Consider the following 25,033-nt stretch of genomic DNA (forward strand, 5'->3'; position numbering starts at 1 on the left):
TTTTTTTCATTCCTGCCGCACCCGTGTTTCCCAGTCGGATAGGATTGCTCTCAAGGATTGTTGTGTTGTTGTATCCGGCTTCCATCCTGTTATCTGGTGCAGTCGGGCATGGCTGCCACAGACGCGTCGTTGGCTCATCGCGCGCATGCGTGCAGGGTCTTGGGTCAATTGTATTTCGACCTGAGCGATATCTGCGAGCTGTTCGATCAGGCTGCGTACGCTTTGCTCACGGCCCGAACAGATATTGTAGATTCGACCAGATGTTCCTTTCTCCAGCAGCGCGAGATAAGCCGAAACAACATCGTCGACATCAAGGAAGTCGCGTGTGACATCAATATCGCCTACGGCGAGTTGCGGCGTTTGCAGCCCCTGCCGGATTCGGCAGATCTGTCGTGCTGCGCTCGCGATGACGAAGTGCTCTTTCTGCCCGGTTCCAATATGATTGAACGGGCGTGCTACCACCACAGGCCAGCCTTCACTGATACCCCATTGCAGACTTAACAGTTCTGCCGACAGTTTACTTACTGCGTATGGGTTGCATGGGGCTGGGGGTTGTTGTTCGGTAATAGGAAATCCGTCATTACTGACCTGGCCATAAACATCACCAGAGCTGACATACAGAAATGTCCCGCAGAACCCCCGAGCCTTGAGGGCCTGGAGAAGATTCAACGTGCCAAGCAGGTTGATCTGCAGGGTGCGGGCCGGATCGCGAAAGGCTTCGGGAACGAATGTCTGGCCCGCCAGGTGAATCACGGCATCGGGGAGCTCGGGCCAGAGCCCTTCAAGGGTCTTGCTGTCCGTCAGGTCATAGCGAGTGGCCACGGGCATCACCTGCCAGGAGCCATGGCAAGCATCCAGGCGAGATTTGAGGTGGCGTCCCACGAAACCGCCGAGGCCTGTAACGAACAGACGTTTTTTCAAGCACCAGCCCTCATGATGCAACTTCGTCTGTGGCCAGTTTTAAGTAGGAAATTTCCGTAAGTTCGGAGAAATCCACAAAAAAAGTCAGCCCATTGAAGTTTTTGTTGTAGTTGTTTGGTTGCCAATCTGTGCCAATTTCGCAGCAATTTCAACCACACAAACCGTGACCGGTCAGTTCTCATATTTATAGCCGGTTTATTCTCATCCGCCTGTTCACGAACCCTTGGCGGATGTGTTTAGAATGCCCCTTGTCACGATCCCCGCGATGTCGATTTCAAGTCGAACCACGGGGCAAGGGCCACTAAAAACAAGAACGAGACGGGTACGCAGACAATCGACGAGCAACGGCCTCCTGGCCGGGCCGGTTCGTGAGTCGACCGTCATGAGGTGGAGTCGCCGGGATGGCCGCTCCATGATGGGATGCCATGAATTTCATTCTTTACTCGGACGTAAACGATCACTCCATCAGCCAGAGCCTCGGCCGCCCTGAGTACAGTTATTACTTCGTGCTCAAGGCTTATCGCCCCGTGCTGGAAAGCCTGGGTCGGGTGCATGTGGTGTCGTCGGTCACCGAGGTCGATCCGCTTTATCAAACGTTGCAGCAGACGGGGCAGGACTGCCTGTTCCTCTCGTTTTCACCCCCCCACAAGACGCCTGTCGATCTGCTATGCCCAATGGTCTGCGTGGTGGCCTGGGAGTTCGACTCGATCCCGGCCGAGCACTGGGATGACGACCTGCGGCATGACTGGAGCCGCACGCTGGCGCGCCATGGCCGGGTGATTACCTTGTCCAGCCACACAGCCGAGGCGATCCGTCGTACGTTGGGCGAGGATTTCCCGGTGTTGGTTTTGCCCACGCCACTGTGGGAGCGCTTCGCTGCGGTTCGTGAGCAATATCCCATCACACCGGTCAATCCGGGCACGGTCTTGCAGATCAAAGGCTGCATCATTGACAGCCGCCCCCTTGGCCTTTCGGCCGATGGCTTGATTGCGCCGCTCCTGGAAGAAAAACCCGAGCCACTACCGGAACCGATCATCGAGCCGCCCCTGACCTGGCGACGGCGCGCATTCATTTCTCGTCATTACCTGCGTGAAATCCTCCGTGCTTCCACTGGTAAGCCCGAGCAGGGTTCTCTGTGGCTGTTCAGGCACAACCTGCTGAGCTGGTATCGAGAAGCGATCCGCGACCTGGTGCCTGTGCCAGTGCGCGTGTCGATGAGCAGGGTTTTGAGAGGGCCGGCACCGCCGTTGCCCGATGTTGTCGAGTCCACTCCAGAGCCTGCACCACCAGAACATCCCCAAGCGGTTCTGCCCGATACCCATCAGGTGGTGGAGACCGAAGTCAGCGGGGTGGTGTATGTCAGCGTGTTCAACCCCGATGACGGTCGCAAGAACTGGCATCACTTGATCACGGCATTTTGTTGGGCATTGCGGGACGTCGAGGACGCCACGCTGGTGCTGAAAATGACTCAGAACGATCTGTCGACCTACTACGTCGAGTTACTCACGCTGTTGTCTCAGCTATCGCCGTTCAGCTGTCGAGTAGTAGTGATGCATGGCTATCTGGAAGACGAACAGTTCGCCCGCTTGTATGGCGCGGCGAGTTTTTACGTCAATGCTTCGCGCTGTGAAGGTTTGTGCCTGCCGCTGATGGAGTTCATGTCTTGCGCGCGCCCGGTCATCGCGCCGGACCACACGGCGATGCGTGACTACATCGATACCGAGGTGGCCTTTATCGTCAAGTCCAGCCATGAACCCACCATCTGGCCGGAGGATTCGCGCATTTTGTACCGCACCCTGCGCCATCGACCCGACTGGGGCTCATTGAAACTGGCTTATCAGCAGAGCTACGCCATGGCCCGGCATCAGCCGCAGGCCTACCAGGCCATGGCGGTGGCGGCGAACGAGCGCATGCGGCGTTATTGCGGCTTTGCCCCGGTGCAGCAGCGCCTGGTGGATTTCCTGGCCCCGCAAGGCCGTGCCGAGAATGCGCCGCTGCTGGCCCAGGTGGGTTCCACATCATGCTGATCATCGTTTATTCGGAAACCAATCAGAGCAACATTCTGGCGAACCTCGGCAAACCCGAATACAGCTATTACTTCGTGCTCAAGGAGTTTCGCCCGGTGCTGGAGCGGCTGGGGCAGGTCGTTGAAGTGACCCGACCGGAAGAAGAAGTCGATCAGCTCTATGCCGATTGCCTGGGGCGTGGCGAGGATTGTGTCTTCCTGTCCTTTTCCCCGCCCCATCGCACTGATGCCCACTACGCCTGCCCGACGATTCCCGTCTTCGCCTGGGAGTTCAGCACCATCCCGACCGAAAGCTGGCAGGGTGAGCCACGGCACGACTGGCGGGTGGTCCTTGGCGCGACCGGTATGGCGATTACCCATTCCAGCTTCACTGTCAACGCTGTGCGGGAAGTCATGGGTGGCGATTTTCCTATCGTCGCCATTGCCGCTCCGGTATGGGACCGGTTTTACGCGCGCGGTGCGATGCTGGCCCAGCGACCCACGGTCGATCACATGCGACTGCAGTTGCGCGGGCTTTTGATCGACAGCCGCACCGTCGACCTGCGGCCCTACGGCCCGCCAGCGCACCAGGCCGGTACGGCGCTGGTTTTTGACGCTCCGGCCCAGGACTGCGAGCTGCTTCTGGATGGGGTGGTGTATACGTCGGTCTTCAACCCTTACGACGGACGCAAGAACTGGAAGGACATGATCAGCGCATTTTGCGCGACGTTCCGCGACGTTCCTGACGCAACGCTGGTGCTCAAGCTGACCCACCACGACGTCACCGCCGCACTCAACGACATGCTGCACCACGTCTACAAGAACCAGTCATACCGTTGTCGCATCGTGCTGATCCACGGTTACCTGGCGGACGCGGATTACGAGCGGTTGGTGGAGGCCACTCGCTACGTGGTCAACAGCTCCTACGGCGAAGGGCAGTGCTTGCCGCTGATGGAGTTCATGTCCTGCGGCCGGCCGGCCATTGCGCCCTTGAACACGGCGATGGCCGATTACATCGACCACGACAATGCCTTTGTCATTGATTGCACTGAGGAACTGACGGCCTGGCCCCATGACCCCCGTGCAGCGTTCCGTACGCTGCGTTATGTCACCGATTGGGACTCACTGTGTTCGGCCTATCGCGCCAGCTATGACGTGGCCAAGAACGACCCCGAGCGTTATCGCCGCATGTCGGCCCATGCGGTGCGCAGCCTGGAAACGTTCTGCAGTCAGGCCAACGCCGAGCAGCGTCTGCGGGTTTTTTTTGAACAGATATTGGAGCGTCGCCGGAACGCGCAACAGCCATGATCGGGCGGTTGCTGGCGTGGCTCAGGCCGCCCGTCGTACCCGTGGCGCCGCCATCGACTGCCGCCGTGTCGCCCCGTGACGTGGGCCTCTACGATGCAATGCTCGACGGCTGGTTTCTCAACGACAGCGGCGAACTGCTCAAAGGCTTCGCTATCACCGCCCAGGACACCTTGCTGGACGTCGGTTGCGGGGAGGGCGTGGCGACCTTGTTTGCAGTGCGCCAGGGCGCTTCGGTGATTTTTACCGACAGCGAGTACGACAAGGTGCGAAACCTGGCTCGCCAGGTCGAGGCCCAGACCCGCGCGCCGTTTCTGAGCCTGGTCAGTAATAGCTTGCCGTTGCCTCTGGCCGATGGCTGCGCGAGCAAAATTGTGTGCATGGAAGTGCTTGAGCACGTCGACCAACCCGAGCCATTCATGGCCGAGCTGGTGCGCATGGGCCGGCCAGGGGCGCAGTACCTGCTCAGCGTGCCGGCCCCGGTAGGCGAGCATTTGCAGCAAGGCATCGCACCGCCGGGTTACTTCCGGTCACCCAATCATGTGCAGATTTTCAGTGCCGAACGATTCGCGGCATTGGTCGAGGACGCGGGACTGGTCATCGAGCATCGCCAGGCCAGCGGCTTTTTCTGGGTCATGGGCATGATTTTTTTCTGGGCCAGCGAACGCGCGGCCGGTCGCAACCTTGAGGGTGCGGTGCGTGATCGCATCCAGGCGCCGTACCCGCCGCTGATGGAGCGCTGGGCGAGCGTCTGGCAGGCTCTGCTGACGCAACCCGATGGCTTGGCGATCAAGCAGGTGCTTGATCAGTTCATGCCCAAGAGCCAGGTCATCATTGCCCGCAAACCCGATCCTGCGGCCCGGAGTTCGGCATGAGCAGCAAGCGAATCATGGACATCGAGTTGTTGCGCGCCGTTGCGGTAATGGGTGTGCTGTTTCATCACGTACAAGGCATGCCGTTTCCCGGTGGGTGGCCGCGCCTGGCGGCTCTTTCCGGTAGCTTCCAGCTGTGGTGGGGCGTGGATCTGTTCTTCGCAATATCGGGCTTTGTCATTGGCCGCAGTCTGATCCCGCAACTGCGCGGTTGTGACACTTCTCGGGAGTTCTGGGCCACTGCCCGGGAATTCTGGATTCGCCGGGCGTTTCGCCTACTGCCGTCGGCGTGGCTCTGGCTGGTGTTGATGCTGCTGGCTGCGTTGTTTTTCAATCGCTCCGGCGCGTTCGGCAGTGTGCAAGCCAATGTACAGGCGACCCTGGCCGGTTTTCTGCAATTCGCCAATTTGCGTTTTGCCGATGCATTCATGCGTTATGAATATGGTGCGAGCTTTGTGTACTGGACGCTCTCGCTGGAAGAGCAGTTCTATTTGATTCTGCCGCTGCTGGTGTTCGTCTCCCGCCGGTATCTGGTCTGGGTGCTGCTGGCGGTGGTGCTGGTGCAGTTTTTCACCTGGCGCGCGGTGTGGCTTTCGGTCATCCGCACAGACGCCCTGGCCCTCGGCGTGCTGCTGTCGATCTGGAGTTTGCGCCCCGATTACTGGCGGTTTGAACCCAAGTGGCTACGTTGGCCCGGGCTGGGTGTGTTGCTGATGGCAGGCCTAGGCTGCGTGATGGCCTGGATCGCGACTGAGCATTTCAATCTGTCATTCTACCGTCTCGGAGTCATCGCGCTGCTCAGTGCTGTGCTGGTGTGGGTGGCCTCCTATGACCGGGACTATCTGCTGCCCCGCAGCCCGTTGAAAACTGCGCTGACCTGGGTTGGCAGCCGCTCCTACGGGATCTATCTGATCCACATCCCGGTGTTTTTCCTGCTGCGCGAACTGTGGTTTCGTTTCGCCCCGCTGGGGTCGCCGGACGTGGCGAGTGATCCCTGGCTGGCCCTTGCCTGTGCCTTGACGCTGATCGGGCTGTTGAGTGAACTCAACTATCGGATGGTTGAAATGCCCGTGCGCCAGCGCGGCGCTCAACTGGTTGAGCGCCTGCGTGCCGCCCGTCCCGTCCTTCCCGTCTCTGGAGCCCCTTCATGCTGAGCCTTTTGAAGAAACTCACCTCGGGCACGCCCGCGCCCGCAACGCCCGCGGCCGACAAGGTCGATCCGTATATGCTCGGGCTGCACGATGCGATGCTCAGCGGCTGGTTCAATCAGCAAACCGGAGAGTTGTTCAGCGGTTTCCCGGTTACGCCTGAAGACACGTTGCTCGACGTTGGCTGCGGCGACGGTGGCAACGTGCATTTTTGTGGCATGCGTGGGGCGAAGATCATCATCGCCGACATCGACGCGGCCAAGGTCGAGGCCACCCGTCAGCGCTTGAGCGACACTCCGGCGCGTGACGTCGAATGCCATGTGACCGACTGCAACCCGCTGCCCATTGCCGATGGGACGGTCACCCGTGTGGTGTCCACGGAAGTCATTGAGCATGTCGACGACCCGGCGCAGTTTCTCGCCGAGCTGGTCCGGGTCGGCCGGCCCGGCGCGCTGTACCTGTTGAGCGTGCCGCACCCCAGCTCCGAAGACCTGCAAAAGGACATCGCCGCTCCGGAGTATTTCCAGAAGCCCAACCACATTCGCATCATCAGCGAAGAGCAGTTCAAGGCCATGGTCAGCGAGGCCGGGCTGGAAGTGTTGAGTCACAGCCAGTACGGTTTCTACTGGTCGATGTGGATGCTGTTGTTCTGGGAAGCGAAAGTCGATTTCAGCAATGCCGACCACCCGCTGCTCAACCATTGGGCCGACACCTGGCAAGCGGTGCTCAATTCGCCCCGCGGCGCGCAGATCAAGCAGGCGCTGGATGCGGTGGTGGCCAAGAGTCAGGTGATTATTGCGCGTAAGCCTGAGTGACAAGGTACAGAGATTGAATTCATTTGTGCTCGGCGTGGGAGGGGTTAATCTGCCAGCCTTTTTAGAGGGCTGAGATTCCATGGCTTTTCTTTTCCGGCTATCGCTGACCCTTGCCGCATGGCTATTAAGCGGGTGTGAACAGGCTGCGGCCCCGGCTCTCGATCAACAACTTTATGTCTGGCAGCGCCAGTGGACGCAGGCCCACGTGCCGGCGCTGCGTCAAAGCCATAGGGACTTTTCCACCCTGCGCATCCTTGCCTTGCAGGCCTTTCCCCAGGCTGGCTGGAGCCGCGCGCGGATCGATGCGCAACTGCTCAAGGCGGACGGTCGACCGCTGATCGCAGTGATACGCCTGGACGGTCAGCTCAAATTTCTGGATCAGGACGATGTGATCGCGCAGATCCAGCAACTGCTGAGCGACTGGCAAGCGCAAGGCCTGGCCCCAGTAGGGATCGAGATCGATCACGACGCCGGCAATGCACGGTTGCCTGCCTATGGCGCTTTTCTGACCCGCTTGCGGCAAACCCTGCCCACCACGCTGGGGCTGAGCATCACGGCGCTGCCGGCCTGGCTTGACAGCCCTGCGTTGCCAGGGCTGCTGCGGACGGTGGACAGCAGCGTGTTGCAGGTCCATGCGGTCAGCGATCCCCGGCAGGGGCTGTTCGACCCGAAACAGGCTTTGCTTTGGGCTGAGCGCTGGAGCGATGTGACCACGCGACCGTTCTATCTGGCCCTGCCGGCGTATGGCGTGGCGCTGTTGACTCAGGAGAGTGGGGTGCCGGTGGTTGAAAGCGAAGTGCCGATCGATCAAGGCGGCGAGCGTCGTGAGCTGCTGGCCGAGCCGCAGCAGGTGGCCGGGCTGGTGACAGAACTGCGCGTCGACCCGCCGACCCACCTGGCTGGGCTGATCTGGTTTCGCCTGCCGCTGGCGGCGGACCGACGCGCCTGGAGTTTGACCACCCTCGGTGCCGTGGCGCGGGGAGACGGCCTGGACAGTCGGCTGGGCTTGCGTGTGCAGGAACAGGACGGACTTTACGATATTGAATTGGTTAATCAGGGCAACCTCGACAGTCCCTGGCCCCAGCGTCTGACCTTGGTGGTTGGCGCGTGCGACGGTGCTGACGCGCTGGCGGGGTACACGTTGCAACAAACTCCCGGACTGCTTACCTTCACCCGCATTCAGGAAGGCCGCCTGGCCGCCGGTGCCCAGCGTGCCGTTGGCTGGGCGCGTTGTACGAAAATTGACCAAGGAGGTTTGAATGTTTACCCGTAAGTGGCCCAGTCGTCTGCTCTGCCTGAGCCTCAGCCTGCCGTTGGGTCAAGCGCTGGCCTGCGGACCGGACTTCCCGATGCGCCTGCTGGATAATCGCAGCCAATCGCTGACGGATTTGCCCGAAGGCAGCTTTCGCTTCGAGATCAGTCGCCTCGGCCATGCCATTGCCGGGCTCAAGCCGGCCACCGATGCGACGGCCAACCCGGATCAGCGCTACGGTGATTTGCCTGCCTACGTCGAACAACGCAACAAGGCCGAACGGCTGGGCCTGACCCCGCCGCAGCAAGCAGTTGTGGAGCGTGTGCGGGCGCTGACCGACATTCAGCACGTCACCCCTGAAGCGGCGAATCTGCCTGCCGAACTGCGCTTGTACGCGATCGGCGCGGCGGCCTTCAATGCTGGCGAGCATGCGCAAGCCGTCGATTCGTTCCGTCAGTTGCTCGCGTTGCCGGCGAACGAGCGCCGGCTGCGCAGCACGTGGGCTGCGTATTCCCTGGGGCGAGCATTGTTCGTCATGAGCACCGAGGCGGGTAGCGGTGAACCGGCAGTATTACTGGACCAGGCTCAAGAGGCGTTCCGCCAGGCTCGTCAGTTGAGCATCAGTGGCTTCAGCGACCCGTTGGAGCTGGGTGTCGCCAGCCTCGGCGAAGAAGCCCGGGTTGCCTACACCCGTAACGATTGGAACAGCGCCATTGAACTCTACGCCAGCCAGAACCTGCTGGGCTCCGAGGTCGGCTACAGTTCGTTGAAGCAATTGGTCGGTGACCTGGGCGAGCTGCCGGACGAGCAGTTGATGCGCCTGCTCAAAGGCAAAGCAGTGCAGCAACTGCTCACCGCCTCGTTGCTCAGCCGCATCGGTTGGTCTTTCGGTGAGCAACCGCCCGGCGAGAAGAGACTCGTCAAATTGCTGCAAGCCAGCACCCGTGACAACCTCGAGGATGCCGACCGTCTGGCGGCGGTGAACTATCAGCAAGGCGATTATGCCGCCGCCAAAGCATTCCTGGAAAAGGCCGGGGATAGCGGGCTGGCTTGGTGGCTACGGGCCAAACTGGCGGTGCGCGACGGTGACAAAGGCGCCGCGGCGGCGGCTTATGCCAAAGCCGCCCAGGCTTTTCCGAAGGACGAGTCGTGGGGCGAGCGACGCACGCCGGATTGGAATTACGAGTCGGTGCAACCCAAGTGTCGGGTCGAAGGTGAAAGCGCGATCCTGGCCTTGCAACGGGGCGACTACCTTCAAGCCTTCGATCAACTCTACCGCAGCCAGAGTATCTATTGGTATGACGCCGCTACGGTCGCTGAGCGTGTGCTGACAGTCGACGAGCTCAAGCAGTACGTCGATGCTCAAGTCCCGGCTGTGCCGCCGTTGAGCCAACAGGATCGCGACAATTACGTGCAACTGCCGGTGGCCGCGAGCCTACGCAATCTGCTGGGGCGCCGCTTGCTGCGAGAAGGACGCTACGACGAGGCGCCGGACTACTTCGACAACGTCGAGCTACAGAACCAGGCCCGAGCTTATGGGCAGTTGCGTCAGGAAGCCGAGTCCAGGTGGTGGCCCACTCGACGGGCCGAGGCGTATTTCAATGCGTCCTGGGTGGCGCGCAGATGGGGCATGGAACTGCTGGGTTACGAGATGGCTCCGGACTACGCGACTTTCGGCGGCAACTACAGCCTGGAACCCGTCGAACTGAAGGTCGGTCCGCTGGTGGCCGAAGGCGAGTGGCAACGTCAGCAGGCCAGCGCTGCGCAACCGGACGCCCGTTATCACTATCGTTATGTCGCCACGGCGTTGGCGAGCCAGGCGGCCGATAACCTGCCCCATACCAGCCATGCGTTTGCGGCGGTGTTATGTGCCGCTGTCGGGTATGACTCCAGCCTGGCGGAGCAACGTGCGTTGTATCAACGTTATGTGCAGCATGGCCCTTACGTGGATTGGGCCTGGGATTTTGGCCGGCACTGCCCTTATCCTGATTTCCGCAACGCGGACAAACGCTACGTGACCCAGGCCCTGGAGCCGATTCGTTCGGTGTTGCGGCCCTACAAGGTTTGGCTGCAAATAGCCGGTGGCCTGTTGGTGGTGGCGGTGGGGCTGGGATTGATCAACCGTCGCCAGCGCAAGCGTCGGATCTCGGCTAACTGACCCTTTTTTGTATAACCAGGCACGGTGGGAGCAAGTTGCTCCCACCGTGTTGTGGATGAATTCACGCATTACATCTGTGTCGCCATCCCTTCCACATTCATCGCCGCCTGGCGCAAGGCTTCCGAGCGGGTAGGGTGTGGATGGCAGGTCAGGGCGATGTCCTGGGCAGAAGCACTGAACTCCATGGCGACGCAGTATTCCCCGATCATCTCGCTGACGCTTGGTCCCACCAGGTGTACGCCGAGGATTTCATCGGTCCGTTCATCGGCCAGTATTTTGGCGAAACCTTCGGTCTCGTGGTTGATCTTCGCCCGGCTGTTGGCCGTGAACGGAAATTTCCCGACTTTGTAGGCACGGCCTTCAGCCTTGAGCTGTTCTTCGGTTTTGCCGACGCTGGCCAGTTCCGGACGGGTGTAAATAACGTTGGGGATCAGCTCATAGTTGACCTCGCCGGCCTTGCCGACGATCTGTTCGATGCAGGCCATGGCCTCGTCTTCTGCCTTGTGGGCCAGCATTGGCCCGGATGTCACGTCGCCAATCACCCACACGCCGGGTGCTTCGGTGCGGTGGCCCTTGTTGGCGAGCATGCCGCGCGTGTCGGTGCTGAGCCCGACGTTCTCAAGCCCCAGCCCTTGGGTGTACGGCCGGCGACCAATGGCGACCAGCACATAGTCTGCGTCCAGGATCTGCGTCTCACCGCCTGCTGCCGGCTCAACCCGCAATTGCACGCCGCTGGCCGAGGACGTGGCGCCGGTGACTTTGGCGCTCAGTTTGAACTGGATGCCTTGTTTACCCAGGGCCCGTTGCAAGGTCTTGCCGGCCTCGCCATCCACGCCAGGACAGACGCGATCGAGGTATTCCACCACCGTGACCTGTGCGCCCAGGCGTCGCCAGACCGAACCCAGTTCGAGACCGATGACGCCCGCGCCGATCACCACCAGATGGCGCGGCACTTCATTCAAGGACAACGCCCCGGTGGAATCGAGGATGCGCTGCTGATCGATCTCCACACCCGGCAGGGGAGTAGGCTCGGAGCCGGTGGCAATGACGATGTCCTTGGCGCTCAGTGTGGTCTTGCTACCGTCTTCACCGGTGACCGTCACTTTGCCGGGCCCGTCGATGTGGCCCCAGCCCTTGATCCATTCGACCTTGTTTTTGCGAAACAGGAATTCGATACCCTTGGTCAGGCCCGCCACGCTCTCATCTTTCTGTTTCATCATTTGAGCAAGGTTGAGGGTGGGGCTGACTTCGATGCCCAGATTGGCGAATGGCGCTCCCATGGCTGCTTCGTACAGCTCCGAGGCGTGGAGTAACGCTTTGGAAGGCATGCAGCCAACGTTCAGGCAGGTGCCACCCAAGGTGGCTCGACCCTCGACACAGGCAGCCTTCAAGCCCAACTGCCCGGCACGAATCGCCGCGTTATACCCGCCAGGGCCGCCGCCCAGAATGATCACGTCGTAGTTGCTCATTGCTCTTCTCCCGCTCGGCTTGAGAAAAATTATGAGCGTAATGTGTGCGTTTTCGAATACCTCGGTCAAGGGTCAGGATTGAGATGGGTGGGTTTGCAGAATTTAGTTCCACGTGGAACAAATGGGTTTGCTCAGGGTGCCGGTCTTTGTTGGCTGGCTCTTATTCAGCAAACGCACCCGGGGATCTAAATGCTGAAAATGACCCTCAGAAGGGAGGGAGGGTGAGCGCGATAGAAAAAGGCTATAAATTCCATAGGCTGCTACTTTTCCAGGATGGTCTACCCTCATTTCAGACGTCTGAAACAAGGGGGGATATCTCATGCTCGCGCAACTTCCACCGGCCTTACAGAATCTGCATTTACCGCTTCGGCTGCGGCTCTGGGACGGCCATGAATTTACGCTGGGTGCCGATCCCAGCGTCACCATCGTGGTCAAGGACCCACAAATGGTCGCGCAATTCACCCACCCCAGTCTCAATGCGTTGGGGGCGGCGTTTGTTGAAGGCAAGCTGGAGCTCGAAGGTTCAATAAACGAAGTCATTCGAGTCTGTGATGAACTGAGCCAAGCGCTGGTTGAAGACGATGTTGAGAATCAGCCGGTGCGTTCAGCGCATGACAAGGAAACCGACGCCAAAGCGATTTCCTATCATTACGACCTCTCTAACGCGTTCTACCAGCTATGGCTCGACAGCGACATGGCCTACTCCTGTGCCTATTTCGAGACCGGCAGCGAAACCCTCGAACAAGCCCAGCAAGCCAAGTTTCGTCATCTGTGTCGCAAACTGCGGCTACATCCCGGTGATTATCTGTTGGATGTGGGATGTGGATGGGGTGGGTTGGCCCGCTACGCCGCCCAGGAATTTGGCGCCAGGGTCTTTGGTATCACCCTCAGCCAGGCGCAATTGACCCTCGCTCGCGAACGGGTCAAGGCGCAGGGGCTTGAGAGTCAGGTGGAGTTGCAGTTGCTGGACTATCGGGATCTGCCCCAGGATGGTCGCTTCGACAAGGTGGTCAGCGTCGGCATGTTCGAACACGTTGGCCATGCCAATCTTCAGCAATACTGCAAAACGCTTTTCGGCGCGGTTCGCGAGGGCGGATTGGTGATGAACCATGGCATCACCGCCAAGCACACCGACGGCCGCCCGGTCGGACGGGGCGCGGGCGAATTCATTGAGAAGTATGTGTTCCCCAATGGCGAGCTGCCGCACCTGTCGATGATTTCTGCCCAGATCAGCGAAGCGGGATTGGAAATTGTCGATGTGGAAAGCCTGCGCATGCATTACGCCCGCACGCTCGATCATTGGAGTGAGCGACTGGAAGATAACCTTGCGGCCGCTGCCAAAGAAGTACCGGAGCAAGCGCTGCGGATCTGGCGCCTTTATCTGGCCGGATGCGCCTACGCATTCGCCAAGGGCTGGATCAACCTGCACCAGATCCTGGCGGTGAAGACGCACGCCGATGGCAGCCATGAATTGCCTTGGACTCGCGACGACATCTATACCCCTTGACCCGATGTGCGCCACTTAGAGTATCGGGGAGATAAGCCGGGCGATCCGCATGCCGATCTTCTGCAGGCGGTGGGTCTCCCGGCTTTCCTGTTTGTCTATTTCCAGCGCTTGGGCGAAGTCGTTCTCGAGCATCTGCTCGACCTGCGTAGCGAACGAGATATCCACGGTCAGAAGCATCACTTCGAAGTTCAGCCGGAACGAACGATTGTCCAGGTTGGCGCTGCCGATGGCACTGATTTCACGGTCAATCAGTACGACTTTCTGGTGCAGGAACCCCGGCTCATAACGAAACACCCGCACGCCCGCTCGAACTGCTTCAAACGCATACAGGCTCGACGCGGCATAGACGACCTTATGGTCTGGCCGAGAGGGCAGCAAGATGCGCACGTCTACCCCACGTAATACCGCCAGGCGCAACGCAGCGAATACCGCCTCATCCGGAATGAAATAGGGCGTCGTGATCCAGACCCGTTCGCTGGCCGCATGGATCGCCTCGACAAAAAACAATGAGCAGGTTTCGTAGGCGTCGGCCGGACCGCTGGCCAACAATTGGCAGAGCACGCCGTCATCCGGGTACGCGTCCGGCAAGATGAGCGGTGGCAATGAACGGGCCGCCCAGAACCAGTCTTCGGCAAACGACTCTTGCATGCTCGCCACGACGGGCCCGCGTACTTCGACGTGGGTATCGCGCCATGGCGCCAGAGGCGGCTTTTCCCCCATGTACTCATCGCCCACGTTATGCCCGCCGACGAATCCCAAGACGCCGTCCACCGCGACGATCTTGCGATGGTTGCGAAAATTGACCTGGAAACGGTTAAGCCAGCCGCTACGGGTGGCGAAAGCTTTGACATGAACACCGCCGTCGCGCAACGCCTGAACGTAGCGGTGGGGCAGGGAATGGCTGCCAATGCGGTCATAAAGGAGATACACCGCGACGCCTTCAGCGGCTTTCTTCAAGAGCAGCGTTTTCAGACGTTGACCGAGGCGGTCGTCGTGGACGATGAAAAACTGAATCAGCACGGCTTGCCGGGCATTATCAATGGCCTCGAAAATCGCCTCGAATGTGGCGAAGCCATTGATGAGCAAGCGCACCTGGTTGTTCGCCAGGCACGGCGTGCGCCCCAGCTTGGGCATCGCCCGTAACGAGGCATAGGCCTCAGAGGCGCGGGCGGTGAGAGCTTCTTCGACCCATGGCCGCCAGTTGAGCTCGGAGACGGCTTTGCGCATTTCTTCGTTGGCTTGCCGGCGCGCCTTGATATAACCGTCGAACGTGCTCCGGCCGAACACCAGATAGGGAATCAAGGTCAGGTAGGGGATAAATACCAACGACAGGGCCCAGGCGATGGAACCCTGAGCGGTGCGTACCGTCAGCACCGCGTGAACGGCGGCGACGGAGCCCAACGTGTGAAGCAGTGCGATCAGGTAACCGAAAACGTGCGGACCGAAGTAATCCATGGGCGGCCTTGCTCCTGAAGTTTCAATGCTTAACAGACCATGTTCCACGGCGGATGTCGCTATTTAATTCACGTCTGCCGAGCCTGAACCGAAGCCTGTGGGAGACGTCTAACGGCCACTGTCCTCTGGAGTGCTTGTGATGAAAGTTTGTCTGCTGGGTTTGGCCCTGACGGTTGGTTTGTCGGTTTCTGCGGCGGCTCAGGCGCAGATGCTTCAACCAGGGTTGTGGGAACTGACTACAAGCAATATGAAGGTCGACAACCAGAATCTGCCAGACCTGCAACTGATTCTTGGCCAACTGCAAAACCAGATCACCCCAGAGCAACGGGCGATGCTGGAAAAGCAGGGCATCACCATGGGCGGAAAGGGCATCCGCGTATGCCTGACCCCGGAACAGGTCCAGACCAACGACATTCCGCTGCAAGACCCGCAATCGGGGTGCAAACAGCAGATCACCGAGCGCACTGGCAATCAGTGGAAGTTTCGTTTCAGTTGTCCGAAAGCCCAAGGCAACGGTGTCGCGACATTCCAGAGCGATCGGGAATTCACTACCCAGGTCAACGGCACATTCAATGCCACCGGCATCCAGCAGAACGGCAGCCTGGACACTCGCGCCGTATGGTTGGGGCAGGATTGCGGGACCGTCAAGCCCAGGGCTTGAGTCCCGTTCTGTAGCAGGATTTGGTCGATCTGTGGCAGTAAGGCTTGTCCGCATTGCGAGCAGGCTTTACTCCCACAGACATTCGTTCAAGAGCGCTTGTAAATCATGGCCGGCTCAACGCTTCGTACAATGTATTGAGGTTGTACTCGAACAGCCCGGTGAAGGTACTGGCCGGTCCGCTGGCCGCGAGCGCATCGGAGTACAGCGTGCCGCCGATGTGTGCACCGCTTTCAGCGGCTATCTGCTTGAGCAGGCGTGCGTCTTTGATGTTCTCCATGAACACGGCTTTTACTTTCGCTTCGCGTATCTGAGTGATCAGCGCCGCGACGTCGGCGGCCGAGGGTTCCCGTTCAGTGGACAGCCCCTGTGGCGCGATAAACTCGATGCCATAGGCCTGGCCGAGGTAACCGAAAGCATCGTGGGACGTGACGATCCTGCGATTACCCGGCGGCAAGGCGCCAAGCTTGGCCTTGGCATCGGCGAGCAGCGCGTAGATCTTTTTCAGATACGCCTGGCTGTTACGTTCGTAGTCGGCCTTGTGGGCCGGGTCGGCGGTTTCCAGCGCCTTGGTGATGTTCCTGACATACAGTTCGGCGTTCGCCAGGTTATGCCAGGCATGCGGGTCGGGAACAGTCTCGCCGTCTTCATCCAGCGAACGAGGAATAACGCCGCGGCTGGCGCTGATCACTGGGGCGCTGGTTTCGGTGCTGGTGACCAGGCGATCCAGCCACGGTTCAAAACCCAGACCATTCTTGATGATCAGTTTTGCGCTGAGCAACGCCTTGGCGTCGTCTGGCGTGGGTTCGTAGGTGTGTGCATCTGCGTCCGGCCCAACCAGGTTGGTGATCTGGATATGCTCACCGCCGACCTCTTGGGTCATGTCGGCAAGGATGCTGAAGCTGGTCACCACTTGGAGCTTTTCGGCGGCAGACGTGGACAAGGACAGCATCAGACTGAACAGCACGAGCAGAACGCGCATCGGGAAACACCTCATTGGGATGTGAGTAAAGGCGGGCGGCGCAGCAAACCGTGCACCGGACCGAACACCACGGACAGCAAATAAAACGTGCCCGCTACCAGCACGATGGCCGGTCCGCTGGGTAGCGAAAAGTGGAATGACAACAACAGCCCGAGCCACACCGACAGACATCCAAGCAACGCCGCAACGCCCATCAGAGCCGGCAAACGGCGGCTCCAGAATCGGGAAGCGGCAGCAGGCAACATCATCAGGCCGACCACCATCAGCGCGCCGATGGCCTGGAAGCCGATGACCAGATTCAACACGACCAAGGTCAGAAACACGCCATGGGCCAAAGGGCCCAGACGGCTGACGGTTTGCAGGAAAAGAGGGTCCAGGGTGTCGAGCAGCAGCGGACGGTAAATCAACGCCATGGCGATCAGGCTGATTCCCGAAACCCAGAGCATGCCGGTGAGCGTCGGGCCATCCACCGCCAGTGCGGAGCCGAACAGTAAGTGGAGCAAGTCCAGGCGTTTGCCGGCCATACCGAGAATCAGCACGCCGGCGGCCAGGGAAATGGGGTATATCGCCGCAAGGCTTGCGTCTTCCCGCAGGCCGGTGCGACGGGTGATCCAGGCCGCCAGCCCGGCCATGCTCAAGCCTGCACCGAGTCCACCCAGCGTCAGGGCGGGCAGGCTCAGCCCGGCGAACCAGAACCCCAGAGCTGCACCGGGCAAGATGCCGTGAGCAACGGCGTCGCCGATCAGGCTCATGCGTCGCAGAATCAAAAACACACCAAGCGGTGCCGTGCTGCAGGCAAGTACCAGGCCGCCCAGTAGTGCCCGGCGCATGAAGACAAATTCCTGAAAGGGTTGCCAGAGGTGGGTGGCCGCGAGCATCAGGCCACCTGCGTGAAGGCTTGTTGGGCAATCAAATCGACACTGCGCCCCAGCGTGCAGCCGGCCTGGCTGACCAGTAATGTATGAGGAATATGTTGGCGCACCGCAGCGAGATCATGACAAACCACCACCAGGGTGCGGCCCTCGGCGTGCCAGCCGTGTAGGTGTTTCCACAATAGCGCCTGGCCTTGTTCGTCGAGGGCGGCGTGGGGTTCGTCGAGCAACAGCAGAGGCGCTTGGGCCAGACTCAAGCGGGCGAGTAGGGCGCGTTGCAGCTCACCTCCAGACAACGCCATCAACGAGCGATGCTCCAGGCCATCCAGCGCCCAGTCTTGCAGTACGGCGTTCAATCGATGGCGGCGCATGGCTGGCGTGTGCCTGCTACCCCAGGATCCCGCTGCCACTAGCTCTTGCAAGCTGATAGGGAATTGCCGGTCCAGATGTTGCTGTTGCGCCAGAAACGAGACGCTGCCGCGACGTGGAACATCCAGCTCGACTTTGCCCGATAAAGGTTTTTGCAGGCCGGCCAGCACTTTCAGCAGGCTGCTTTTCCCCGAACCGTTGGCACCGATGATGGCCGTCAGGCTTCCCGCCGGTCGTTCTATGTTCAAGGGTGGGGTGAGGGGGTGGCCCGGGGCGCCCCAGCGCAATGACTGGCAACGGATCACAGAGCCTCCCTAACCCAACGGCTTTGCGCCACGGCATCATGGGCATGCAGACTTTCGGCATGCACGACTCGCACATCGAGAGAGGCGATGTCGGGTGATCGCCTCAACGCCATGCTTAGCCGGCGCGCCGCGTCTTCACAGAACATCAGGTTTTGACCATTGGCGAGCGCGAAGGCTTGCTCATCGGCCCGTTTCACCGCAGTTTGTACAGCTGTGCCGAGGGCTGCTTCGGCTTCATTAATGATGGACAACAGTGGCAGATCGTCGACGCCTGCGTTCAGCCGCAGATTCACGGTGGCCGTACTGCGCTGACTGTGCGGCGTGGCGACGATACCTTTTGAGGAGCCTAGCCAGGCCAAGACGCTGGCATGCTCGAGTGCCTGATTGGCAAAGTCGTCTACAAATTGCTGCTGGATTAACTGACGGGCGAGTGCGGCCGAGCAAGGGCAGGTGGACGAATAAGCAATCTGAATACTCAGTTCCACGTGGAACACATCATGTTTCAGCTGAGCTTCGATGTTGACCGGATAGCGCTTCCAGCCCGCCAATGGGCTGACTAGCGCCGGTCGCTTGAGCAGCAGGTCGGTTCGGATACCCAGCGAAGCTTCGTGGGAAAGGCCTGCGTGACTGTCGAGGAATTGCTGCAGGATTTGGCGTAGCAGCATGGTAGACAGCGCTGCGTTTTCGAGTAGCTCCAGTGCCAGATACAAGCGTGACATATGGATACCACGGGCCTCTCCGTCGTCAAGGCTGACACCGGCATCGGCGATCGCGGTGAGACGTTGACCGTCGATCAATACGGGTACCGCGATGCCGCGCATGCCCACCCAATCGAGGGGTAGGGCTTGGCGCGAAGCCTGTGCAGCAACATCTGGCAGAGTTAACGCGTTCATGTTCAAAATCCGTCATAGGCATGAAATTCACGTTATAGTATAACAATTCATGCCGCCAGGATTTTTTATGAACTCAGTTTCATTTTGCTCAGAGTGATAGTTCTAGCAGCGTTCCACGTGAAACATCAGCGTGGTGCATCTTGGCAACCGCTTATACGTCCGCATAAAAACTTCCCGGTGCTCCCACCCGAGCTTGAGAAGCGATTGATTGTCGTCCAGCCCACGCGCCGGCTGTATCCGACCCAGCTCTCTCCATTAGAAGCCACCCCGGTAAAGAACGTCAGCTGGCCATAACGACTGGTTGTTTGCGCCCAATAGCGACGGCTACTCACTTCAAATCCTCGCAGGTAAAGGGTGTTTCCGGCCGTCATGACACTGTAGGCATTGCCTTGCCCATCCACGCAGGCCAGTAAATTCGCGCTGCGAGTGCAGTTCGCCAACAAAGAGCTGTGGGCTGAGACATCCAGTGCCATCAGCAGCATTGGGCTTGCGAATAGGAATTTCAGAAAATGGCGCATTTTTTTTCATCGGAATGGTTGAGTAGCGAAGGCTGGTCAAATTCAGTTGTTATAGTATAACATTAAAATGCCTTGGCCTAGAACCGAACCCAAGCCTGAAAAAAGAGCCGCGACATGCGTTCAAGCGCGTCAGCGCCGCCCGCCCGATGAGGATATACCTGGTGCCCAGTCGTCTCCCTGTAACCGTGCTGTCCGGATTTCTCGGCGCCGGTAAAAGCACATTGCTCAATTACGTCCTGCGCAATCGCGACAACCTGCGCGTCGCTGTGATCGTCAACGATATGAGCGAGATCAACATCGATGGCAGCGAAGTTCAGCGAGATGTCACCCTAAGCCGGGCTGAAGAGAAACTGGTGGAGATGAGTAATGGCTGTATCTGCTGCACGTTGCGCGAAGACCTGCTGGAAGAAGTCGGCCAGCTCGCCAGGGAAGGTCGTTTCGACTATCTGCTAATCGAGTCCACGGGGATTTCCGAACCCTTGCCGGTGGCGGAAACCTTTACTTTTCGTGATGAACAGGGCCGCAGCCTGGCCGATGTGGCACGGCTCGACACGATGGTGACGGTGGTCGATGGTGTCAATTTCCTGCTGGATTTCCAGGCGGCCGAAAGCCTCGCTTCACGAGGCGAAACCCTGGGGGAGGAGGATGAGCGTTCCATTACTGATCTGCTGATTGAGCAGATCGAGTTCGCCGATGTGATTCTGATCAGCAAAATCGACTTGATCGGCCGTCACGAACGGGAGGAGTTGATCGCGATCCTGGAGCGGCTCAACGCTCAGGCGCACATTATTCCCATGGTCATGGGCCAGGTACCGCTGGAGAAGATCCTCGACACAGGCCTTTTCGACTTCGAGCGCGCGGCTCAAGCACCGGGGTGGCTACAGGAACTGCGCGGTGAGCACGTGCCCGAAACCGAAGAATATGGCATCGCCTCGACGGCTTACCGAGCGCGCCGGCCGTTTCATCCCCAGCGTTTTTTCAGCTTTATCGACCGTCCGTGGACCAATGGCAAGCTCCTGCGCTCCAAGGGCTTCTTCTGGCTGGCCAGCAAACATGAGGAAGCGGGCAGTTGGTCCCAGGCCGGCGGCTTGATGCGGCATGGATTCGCCGGGCGCTGGTGGCGGTTTGTGCCGAAAAGCCAATGGCCGCAAGATGAGGAAAGTACCGCAGCCATCCTGAAAAACTGGCTTCCCACCACCGGTGATTGCCGGCAGGAGCTGGTATTCATCGGCCAGAATATCGACTTCACGCAACTGACCGCCGAACTGGACGCTTGCCTGCTCAGCGATGCGGAAATGGCCCTTGGCGTCGACAGTTGGCGCTTGCTGCCGGACCCGTTCGGCCCCTGGCATGAGGAGGTCGCAGCGTGATGTTGGCGCCCAGTCCGAAGCGGGAAGTACAGGTACGCCAGGTTCAGGGCGATACCCCGCGGATCCTGACGCACATTCTGGACGACGACACCAATCTGGCGGTCTGGCAACGTCAGTTGCCGGCGCACATCAGCGATTTTGCGGCCATGGTGCTGTCCATGGATCAGCCCCTGGCCGAATCGCAGGTGCTCGACCTGCCGCAGGAGGACGCTCAACCGGCACTGGAAGGCCTCGCCGAAGGCTTTAGCGATCTGCAGGGCTATGAAGGCTTCATCGCCGATGTCTCCTGGCTGATCAGTGCGTTTGCCTGCCTGCTGGGTGCCAGACGTGTCGGCCTGCGCCTGCGAACGCTGGACAAGGCCATGTGCCCGCGTTTTCACGTCGACCATGTGCCGGTACGGCTGATCACCACGTACGCTGGTGCCGGCAGCCAGTGGCTAAAGGAAGGTGGGATGGATCGTCGATGTCTGGCGCAACCTGAGGCTGAGCCGAGTGATCCCCGTGCGGTTGAGCAACTTGTCAGCGGTGATGTGGCGCTGCTCAAAGGCGAGAAGTGGCACGGAAACGAGGGCAGGGGCCTGATCCATCGTTCGCCGCAGCTGCCGCCAGGGCAGCGTCGGTTGATCCTTACTCTGGACTGGCTCGCCTAAGGCGTGCGCCAGTTGCCCTGACTTTGCCCTTCACAAAACGGCTGCAGATAGGCCGCATCGGTGGCCACGCCGTAATAGTGAATATCCTGGCGGTAGGGCATATTGGCGACCTGGGCATTGCTGCAGATGCCAAACGCGCCGCCAGGGCATTGATCGACGTACTGTACCTCGACTTTTTGTCCGGCAAGGTTTGGCTGGCAGAAGCCGTTGGCGAACAGTTTCGGTGGAATATTGCGGTTCTGCTGGCAGACTTTCACATCGAGCCGTTCTGCCTGGCTATGCACGACACAAGCCTGGGCCAGCGCCTGGCTTGAGGTCAGCACGAATAACAAACCGCCGATCAACCGCATGTTCACCTCCATCGAAAGCCGCCGATTATGTTGCAGAATATCCCCACCCACGTCATCGCCGGCCCTTTGGGTGCTGGCAAAACCAGCCTGATCAAGCAATTGCTGGCGCAGCGCCCGGCGAAGGAGCGCTGGGCGGTGCTGATCAACGAGTTTGGTCAGATCGGTCTAGACGCGGCACTACTGACCCAGGCTGCCGATGGTATCGCACTGGGCGAAGTGGCCGGGGGCTGTTTGTGTTGCGTCAACGGCGCGCCCTTTCAGATCGGCCTCGCTCGTTTACTGCGCAAGGCGCGTCCGGATCGACTGTTTATCGAGCCCTCCGGCCTGGGTCATCCGGCGCAGTTGATGCGGCAACTGAACGAAGTGCCATGGCTCGGCGTGCTGGCGGTTCAGCCTTGCGTGTTGGTGCTCGATGCCCGAGCGATGGCGGAGGGCACGCCGTTGCCCGAGGCCCAACGGCAAACTCTGGCCGATGCAGGGTTGGTGGTGCTGAACAAATCCGAGCACCTGAGCGAAACCGAACGCCTGGGCATCACGGCGCAATTGCCGGAGATTGCCTTGTATTGGACCCAACAGGCAGCCTTGCCGATCGAGCGACTGCCAGGTCTTGCGGCTCGCGGAAGCGGGGCTGTGGATAACGTGAATCTACCCAGGGACATGGGGCAGATGCCGGCCATCTGGACCGACCCGACATTGCCGATCTGCCTGTATCAGCAACAGGAAGGTGGCTGGAGTATTGGCTGGCGCTGGCATCCGAGTCAGCGACTGGACACGGCGACGCTGACGCACTGGCTACAAGGCTGCGGCTGGAAACGGGCCAAGATGGTTATCCACAGCGCCGATGGCTGGCGTTCAGCCAATGCACTGGAGGGCGCGACGCTGCGGTGGCAGGCCAGCGAGTGGCGCCAGGACTCACGAATCGAATTGATTTTTGATGGGCCTCAAGACGTGGCAGCGCTGCAAGCCGGTGTGGCGAAATGTCGGTGCCGGTGAGTCAGCCTTGCTTCAGGGCTTCCACTTGTTGTGTTCCTGACGCCACTGACTCAACTCGATGACTTCGGCCCTAGGCTTGGTCTGGACCGGTTCGACCGGCGTCGGCGCTGACTCTTCGAACGGCATTGGGTAGGGCGCCAGCTCGATTTGCGCGCTGTGGGCCCCGAACTGGGTAATGGTGCCCGAATGGCGCGATTCACCCGTGACGGTGAACTCGAAGTTATAGATACGGGCCAGGCGCCGGCGTCCGCTGGCGTCTTTGACGAACCCCATCTTTTTCAGCGCCACGTTGCCGTCCAGCAGCTCGATCTTGAGGTTGGCGCAATGTTGCATGACCCTCGCCAACGCTCGTTCGCGCAAGCCATGGTTGTGCCACAGCCAGGCGCCGGCGGTGGCCAGCAGCATCAGCACGAAAATGTTTCCAAGGGTCAGCATGAACGAAGTGCTCCAACAAGTTGCTGTCAGCTTAACTGTGTCGCCGGTCTGTCGTACAGGCTGTGTTTAGTCGCATACTGCGCGGCTTGAATTTCAATCGTTTTACGGAAATGTCCCGCATGAAACGTACCCCTCATCTGCTTGCCATCCAGTCTCATGTGGTCTTCGGTCACGCCGGTAACAGTGCTTCAGTCTTTCCTATGCAGCGGGTTGGGGTGAACGTGTGGCCGCTCAACACCGTGCAATTTTCCAATCACACCCAGTACGGACAGTGGACCGGTGACGTGCTTGCCTCTGATCAGATACCGGCATTGGTAGAGGGCATCGCGGCGATCGGCGAGCTGGGCAATTGTGACGCGGTGCTGTCCGGCTACCTGGGCAGCGCCGCCCAAGGGCGGGCGATTCTGGCCGGGGTGAAGCGGATCAAGGCGTGCAATCCCAAGGCCCTTTACTTGTGCGATCCGGTCATGGGGCATCCGGAGAAGGGTTGCATCGTGGCGCCCGAGGTGAGCGATTTCCTGCTGGAAGAAGCTGCTTGCGTGGCGGACATCATGTGCCCGAACCAACTGGAACTGGACAGTTTTTCGGGCCGCAAGCCGCAGTCGCTGCTGGACTGCCTGGCCATGGCCCGTTCGCTGCTGGCCCGCGGGCCCAAGGCCGTGCTGGTCAAGCATCTGGCCTATCCCGGCAAGCCGCAGGACAGTTTCGAAATGTTGTTGGTGACCGCCGACGGTAGCTGGCATCTGCGCCGCCCGTTACTCGCTTTCCCTCGTCAGCCGGTGGGCGTGGGTGATCTCACCTCGGGACTGTTCCTGGCGCGGGTGTTGCTGGGTGACAGTCTGGTGGCGGCGCTCGAATTCACGGCCGCAGCCGTGCACGAAGTCCTGCTGGAAACCCAGGCGTGTGCCAGTTACGAGTTGGAACTGGTACGCGCCCAGGACCGGATCACCCATCCAAGGGTAAGGTTCGAAGCTGTACCGATCAGCCTCTGATCAACGCGCATCCCTATGGGCGCGAGCCGGGCGGATCTGTTAAGGCCCATCCGCCTTGATTTCCTGATACCGCCTCTCCAGCTCCTGGCGAATCTGCCGACGCTGCTGGGCTTGTTCGTAACGGCGTTTTTCTTCGCTGTTCTGCGGTTGCAATGGCGGGACGGCGGCGGGTTTGCGCTGGTCGTCCACCGCGACCATGGTGAAGAAGCAGCTGTTGGTGTGGCGCACCGAGCGTTCACGAATGTTCTCGGTCACGACTTTGATGCCGACTTCCATTGACGTGTTGCCGGTGTAGTTCACCGACGCCAGAAAGGTCACCAGTTCGCCGACATGAATCGGTTCGCGGAATATCACCTGGTCAACCGACAGCGTCACGACATAACGCCCGGCGTAGCGGCTGGCGCAGGCGTAGGCGACTTCGTCGAGGTATTTGAGCAGGGTGCCGCCATGGACATTGCCAGAGAAATTGGCCATATCGGGGGTCATCAACACCGTCATCGACAGCTGGGCGTTTCCGGGTTCCATAACGTACTCACGGTTCAAGGCAGCAATTTCGGGAGTGCACCTCTGCGGGTGCTGGAAGGTTTTCAAACTACCAGTATCGGGACGCTGCGCCTGGGGTAGCCGTCACGCCCCGGTGGATCTGTTTCCATATATTGCACTGTCTTTTTGTCGGAAGTCGCGGTGGTACCCTTCAAAAGCCCCTTGCGAGGGTATTTCCTACAATGGAAACGGGCTT

24 protein-coding genes are annotated in these 25,033 nt (G+C 59.9%); 13 read left to right on the top strand and 11 right to left on the bottom strand.

What is annotated here, in order from left to right:
• Positions 1-6 precede the first annotated feature (6 nt).
• Positions 7-921, bottom strand: coding sequence for a GDP-mannose 4,6-dehydratase (locus AAIS01_RS09610; protein ID WP_343468768.1), 915 nt, complete (start codon positions 919-921; stop codon positions 7-9).
• A 425-nt stretch (positions 922-1,346) separates the two neighbouring features.
• Here AAIS01_RS09610 and AAIS01_RS09615 point away from each other — a divergent pair, with 425 nt between their 5' ends.
• From AAIS01_RS09615 to AAIS01_RS09645, 7 genes are all read left to right on the top strand, one after another.
• Complete coding sequence (locus AAIS01_RS09615; protein WP_343468769.1) at positions 1,347-2,948, top strand: glycosyltransferase; 1,602 nt, start codon at positions 1,347-1,349, stop codon at positions 2,946-2,948.
• Complete coding sequence (locus AAIS01_RS09620; RefSeq protein ID WP_343468770.1) at positions 2,942-4,234, top strand: glycosyltransferase; 1,293 nt, start codon at positions 2,942-2,944, stop codon at positions 4,232-4,234. The genes AAIS01_RS09615 and AAIS01_RS09620 overlap by 7 nt, the downstream gene beginning before the upstream one ends.
• On the top strand, positions 4,231-5,106 hold the full coding sequence (locus tag AAIS01_RS09625) for a class I SAM-dependent methyltransferase (protein ID WP_343468771.1): 876 nt from the start codon (positions 4,231-4,233) through the stop codon (positions 5,104-5,106). Before AAIS01_RS09620 ends, AAIS01_RS09625 begins: the two co-directional genes overlap by 4 nt.
• On the top strand, positions 5,103-6,257 hold the full coding sequence (locus AAIS01_RS09630) for an acyltransferase family protein (RefSeq protein WP_343468772.1): 1,155 nt from the start codon (positions 5,103-5,105) through the stop codon (positions 6,255-6,257). The genes AAIS01_RS09625 and AAIS01_RS09630 overlap by 4 nt, the downstream gene beginning before the upstream one ends.
• Entirely contained in the window at positions 6,251-7,066 is an 816-nt protein-coding gene (locus AAIS01_RS09635) for a class I SAM-dependent methyltransferase (protein WP_343468773.1), read from the top strand. Before AAIS01_RS09630 ends, AAIS01_RS09635 begins: the two co-directional genes overlap by 7 nt.
• A gap of 79 nt (positions 7,067-7,145) precedes the next feature.
• Complete coding sequence (locus tag AAIS01_RS09640) at positions 7,146-8,339, top strand: DUF3142 domain-containing protein (RefSeq protein ID WP_343468774.1); 1,194 nt, start codon at positions 7,146-7,148, stop codon at positions 8,337-8,339.
• Positions 8,326-10,476 carry a hypothetical protein gene (locus AAIS01_RS09645; RefSeq protein ID WP_343468775.1) on the top strand — a complete coding sequence of 717 codons (2,151 nt, stop codon included), beginning with the start codon at positions 8,326-8,328 and terminating at the stop codon, positions 10,474-10,476. The genes AAIS01_RS09640 and AAIS01_RS09645 overlap by 14 nt, the downstream gene beginning before the upstream one ends.
• A gap of 68 nt (positions 10,477-10,544) precedes the next feature.
• Here the strand turns inward: AAIS01_RS09645 and lpdA are convergent, their stop codons facing one another.
• Positions 10,545-11,945: a dihydrolipoyl dehydrogenase gene (gene lpdA / locus AAIS01_RS09650; RefSeq protein ID WP_343468776.1), complete on the bottom strand. Its 1,401-nt coding sequence runs from the start codon at positions 11,943-11,945 to the stop codon at positions 10,545-10,547.
• Between the two features lie 319 nt (positions 11,946-12,264).
• Between lpdA and cfaB the strand changes: the two genes are divergently transcribed.
• Positions 12,265-13,452 (top strand): C17 cyclopropane fatty acid synthase CfaB, encoded by a 1,188-nt coding sequence (gene cfaB, locus AAIS01_RS09655; protein WP_343468777.1) that lies wholly within the window; start codon positions 12,265-12,267, stop codon positions 13,450-13,452.
• Positions 13,453-13,467: 15 nt separating this feature from the next.
• Here the strand turns inward: cfaB and cls are convergent, their stop codons facing one another.
• A complete protein-coding gene (gene cls, locus AAIS01_RS09660; protein ID WP_343468778.1) occupies positions 13,468-14,907 on the bottom strand; it encodes a cardiolipin synthase in 1,440 nt (479 codons plus the stop codon).
• Positions 14,908-15,046: 139 nt separating this feature from the next.
• On the opposite strand from cls, the gene AAIS01_RS09665 reads away from it, so the two are divergent.
• On the top strand, positions 15,047-15,568 hold the full coding sequence (locus AAIS01_RS09665) for a DUF3617 domain-containing protein (protein WP_343468779.1): 522 nt from the start codon (positions 15,047-15,049) through the stop codon (positions 15,566-15,568).
• A gap of 103 nt (positions 15,569-15,671) precedes the next feature.
• Here the strand turns inward: AAIS01_RS09665 and AAIS01_RS09670 are convergent, their stop codons facing one another.
• The 5 genes from AAIS01_RS09670 to AAIS01_RS09690 all read right to left on the bottom strand — a co-directional run bounded on the left by AAIS01_RS09670 (position 15,672) and on the right by AAIS01_RS09690 (position 19,504).
• Positions 15,672-16,547, bottom strand: a complete 876-nt coding sequence (locus AAIS01_RS09670) for a metal ABC transporter substrate-binding protein (RefSeq protein WP_343468780.1) — start codon at positions 16,545-16,547, stop codon at positions 15,672-15,674.
• An 11-nt stretch (positions 16,548-16,558) separates the two neighbouring features.
• Positions 16,559-17,425 carry a metal ABC transporter permease gene (locus tag AAIS01_RS09675; protein WP_343468781.1) on the bottom strand — a complete coding sequence of 289 codons (867 nt, stop codon included), beginning with the start codon at positions 17,423-17,425 and terminating at the stop codon, positions 16,559-16,561.
• On the bottom strand, positions 17,425-18,093 hold the full coding sequence (locus AAIS01_RS09680; protein ID WP_343468782.1) for a metal ABC transporter ATP-binding protein: 669 nt from the start codon (positions 18,091-18,093) through the stop codon (positions 17,425-17,427). Before AAIS01_RS09680 ends, AAIS01_RS09675 begins: the two co-directional genes overlap by 1 nt.
• The gene (folE2, locus tag AAIS01_RS09685; RefSeq protein ID WP_343468783.1) at positions 18,090-18,986 is read right to left on the bottom strand and encodes a GTP cyclohydrolase FolE2; all 897 of its coding nucleotides are present in this window, start codon (positions 18,984-18,986) and stop codon (positions 18,090-18,092) included. The genes AAIS01_RS09680 and folE2 overlap by 4 nt, the downstream gene beginning before the upstream one ends.
• A 125-nt stretch (positions 18,987-19,111) precedes the next feature.
• Positions 19,112-19,504 (bottom strand): glutamine synthetase, encoded by a 393-nt coding sequence (locus AAIS01_RS09690; protein ID WP_343468784.1) that lies wholly within the window; start codon positions 19,502-19,504, stop codon positions 19,112-19,114.
• A 146-nt stretch (positions 19,505-19,650) separates the two neighbouring features.
• On the opposite strand from AAIS01_RS09690, the gene zigA reads away from it, so the two are divergent.
• Together zigA and AAIS01_RS09700 are read left to right on the top strand one after the other, a co-directional pair.
• Positions 19,651-20,874: a zinc metallochaperone GTPase ZigA gene (gene zigA, locus AAIS01_RS09695; RefSeq protein ID WP_431191917.1), complete on the top strand. Its 1,224-nt coding sequence runs from the start codon at positions 19,651-19,653 to the stop codon at positions 20,872-20,874.
• Entirely contained in the window at positions 20,874-21,524 is a 651-nt protein-coding gene (locus AAIS01_RS09700) for a DUF1826 domain-containing protein (RefSeq protein ID WP_343468786.1), read from the top strand. Before zigA ends, AAIS01_RS09700 begins: the two co-directional genes overlap by 1 nt.
• Here AAIS01_RS09700 and AAIS01_RS09705 read toward each other — a convergent pair.
• On the bottom strand, positions 21,521-21,874 hold the full coding sequence (locus AAIS01_RS09705; RefSeq protein WP_343468787.1) for an NADH:ubiquinone oxidoreductase: 354 nt from the start codon (positions 21,872-21,874) through the stop codon (positions 21,521-21,523). The genes AAIS01_RS09700 and AAIS01_RS09705 overlap by 4 nt on opposite strands.
• Positions 21,875-21,901: 27 nt before the next feature.
• Here AAIS01_RS09705 and AAIS01_RS09710 point away from each other — a divergent pair, with 27 nt between their 5' ends.
• Complete coding sequence (locus AAIS01_RS09710) at positions 21,902-22,867, top strand: CobW family GTP-binding protein (RefSeq protein WP_343468788.1); 966 nt, start codon at positions 21,902-21,904, stop codon at positions 22,865-22,867.
• Positions 22,868-22,879: 12 nt separating this feature from the next.
• Here the strand turns inward: AAIS01_RS09710 and AAIS01_RS09715 are convergent, their stop codons facing one another.
• Positions 22,880-23,302 carry a DUF3301 domain-containing protein gene (locus tag AAIS01_RS09715; protein ID WP_343468789.1) on the bottom strand — a complete coding sequence of 141 codons (423 nt, stop codon included), beginning with the start codon at positions 23,300-23,302 and terminating at the stop codon, positions 22,880-22,882.
• A 119-nt stretch (positions 23,303-23,421) separates the two neighbouring features.
• Between AAIS01_RS09715 and pdxY the strand changes: the two genes are divergently transcribed.
• Positions 23,422-24,294 carry a pyridoxal kinase PdxY gene (gene pdxY / locus AAIS01_RS09720; RefSeq protein WP_343468790.1) on the top strand — a complete coding sequence of 291 codons (873 nt, stop codon included), beginning with the start codon at positions 23,422-23,424 and terminating at the stop codon, positions 24,292-24,294.
• A gap of 39 nt (positions 24,295-24,333) precedes the next feature.
• On the opposite strand, the gene AAIS01_RS09725 is transcribed toward pdxY, so the two are convergent.
• Positions 24,334-24,819, bottom strand: coding sequence for an acyl-CoA thioesterase (locus tag AAIS01_RS09725; RefSeq protein ID WP_047226692.1), 486 nt, complete (start codon positions 24,817-24,819; stop codon positions 24,334-24,336).
• Positions 24,820-25,033 lie beyond the last annotated feature (214 nt).

The sequence above is a fragment of the Pseudomonas halotolerans genome (assembly GCF_039581215.1).
GTDB lineage: Bacteria > Pseudomonadota > Gammaproteobacteria > Pseudomonadales > Pseudomonadaceae > Aquipseudomonas > Aquipseudomonas tehranensis.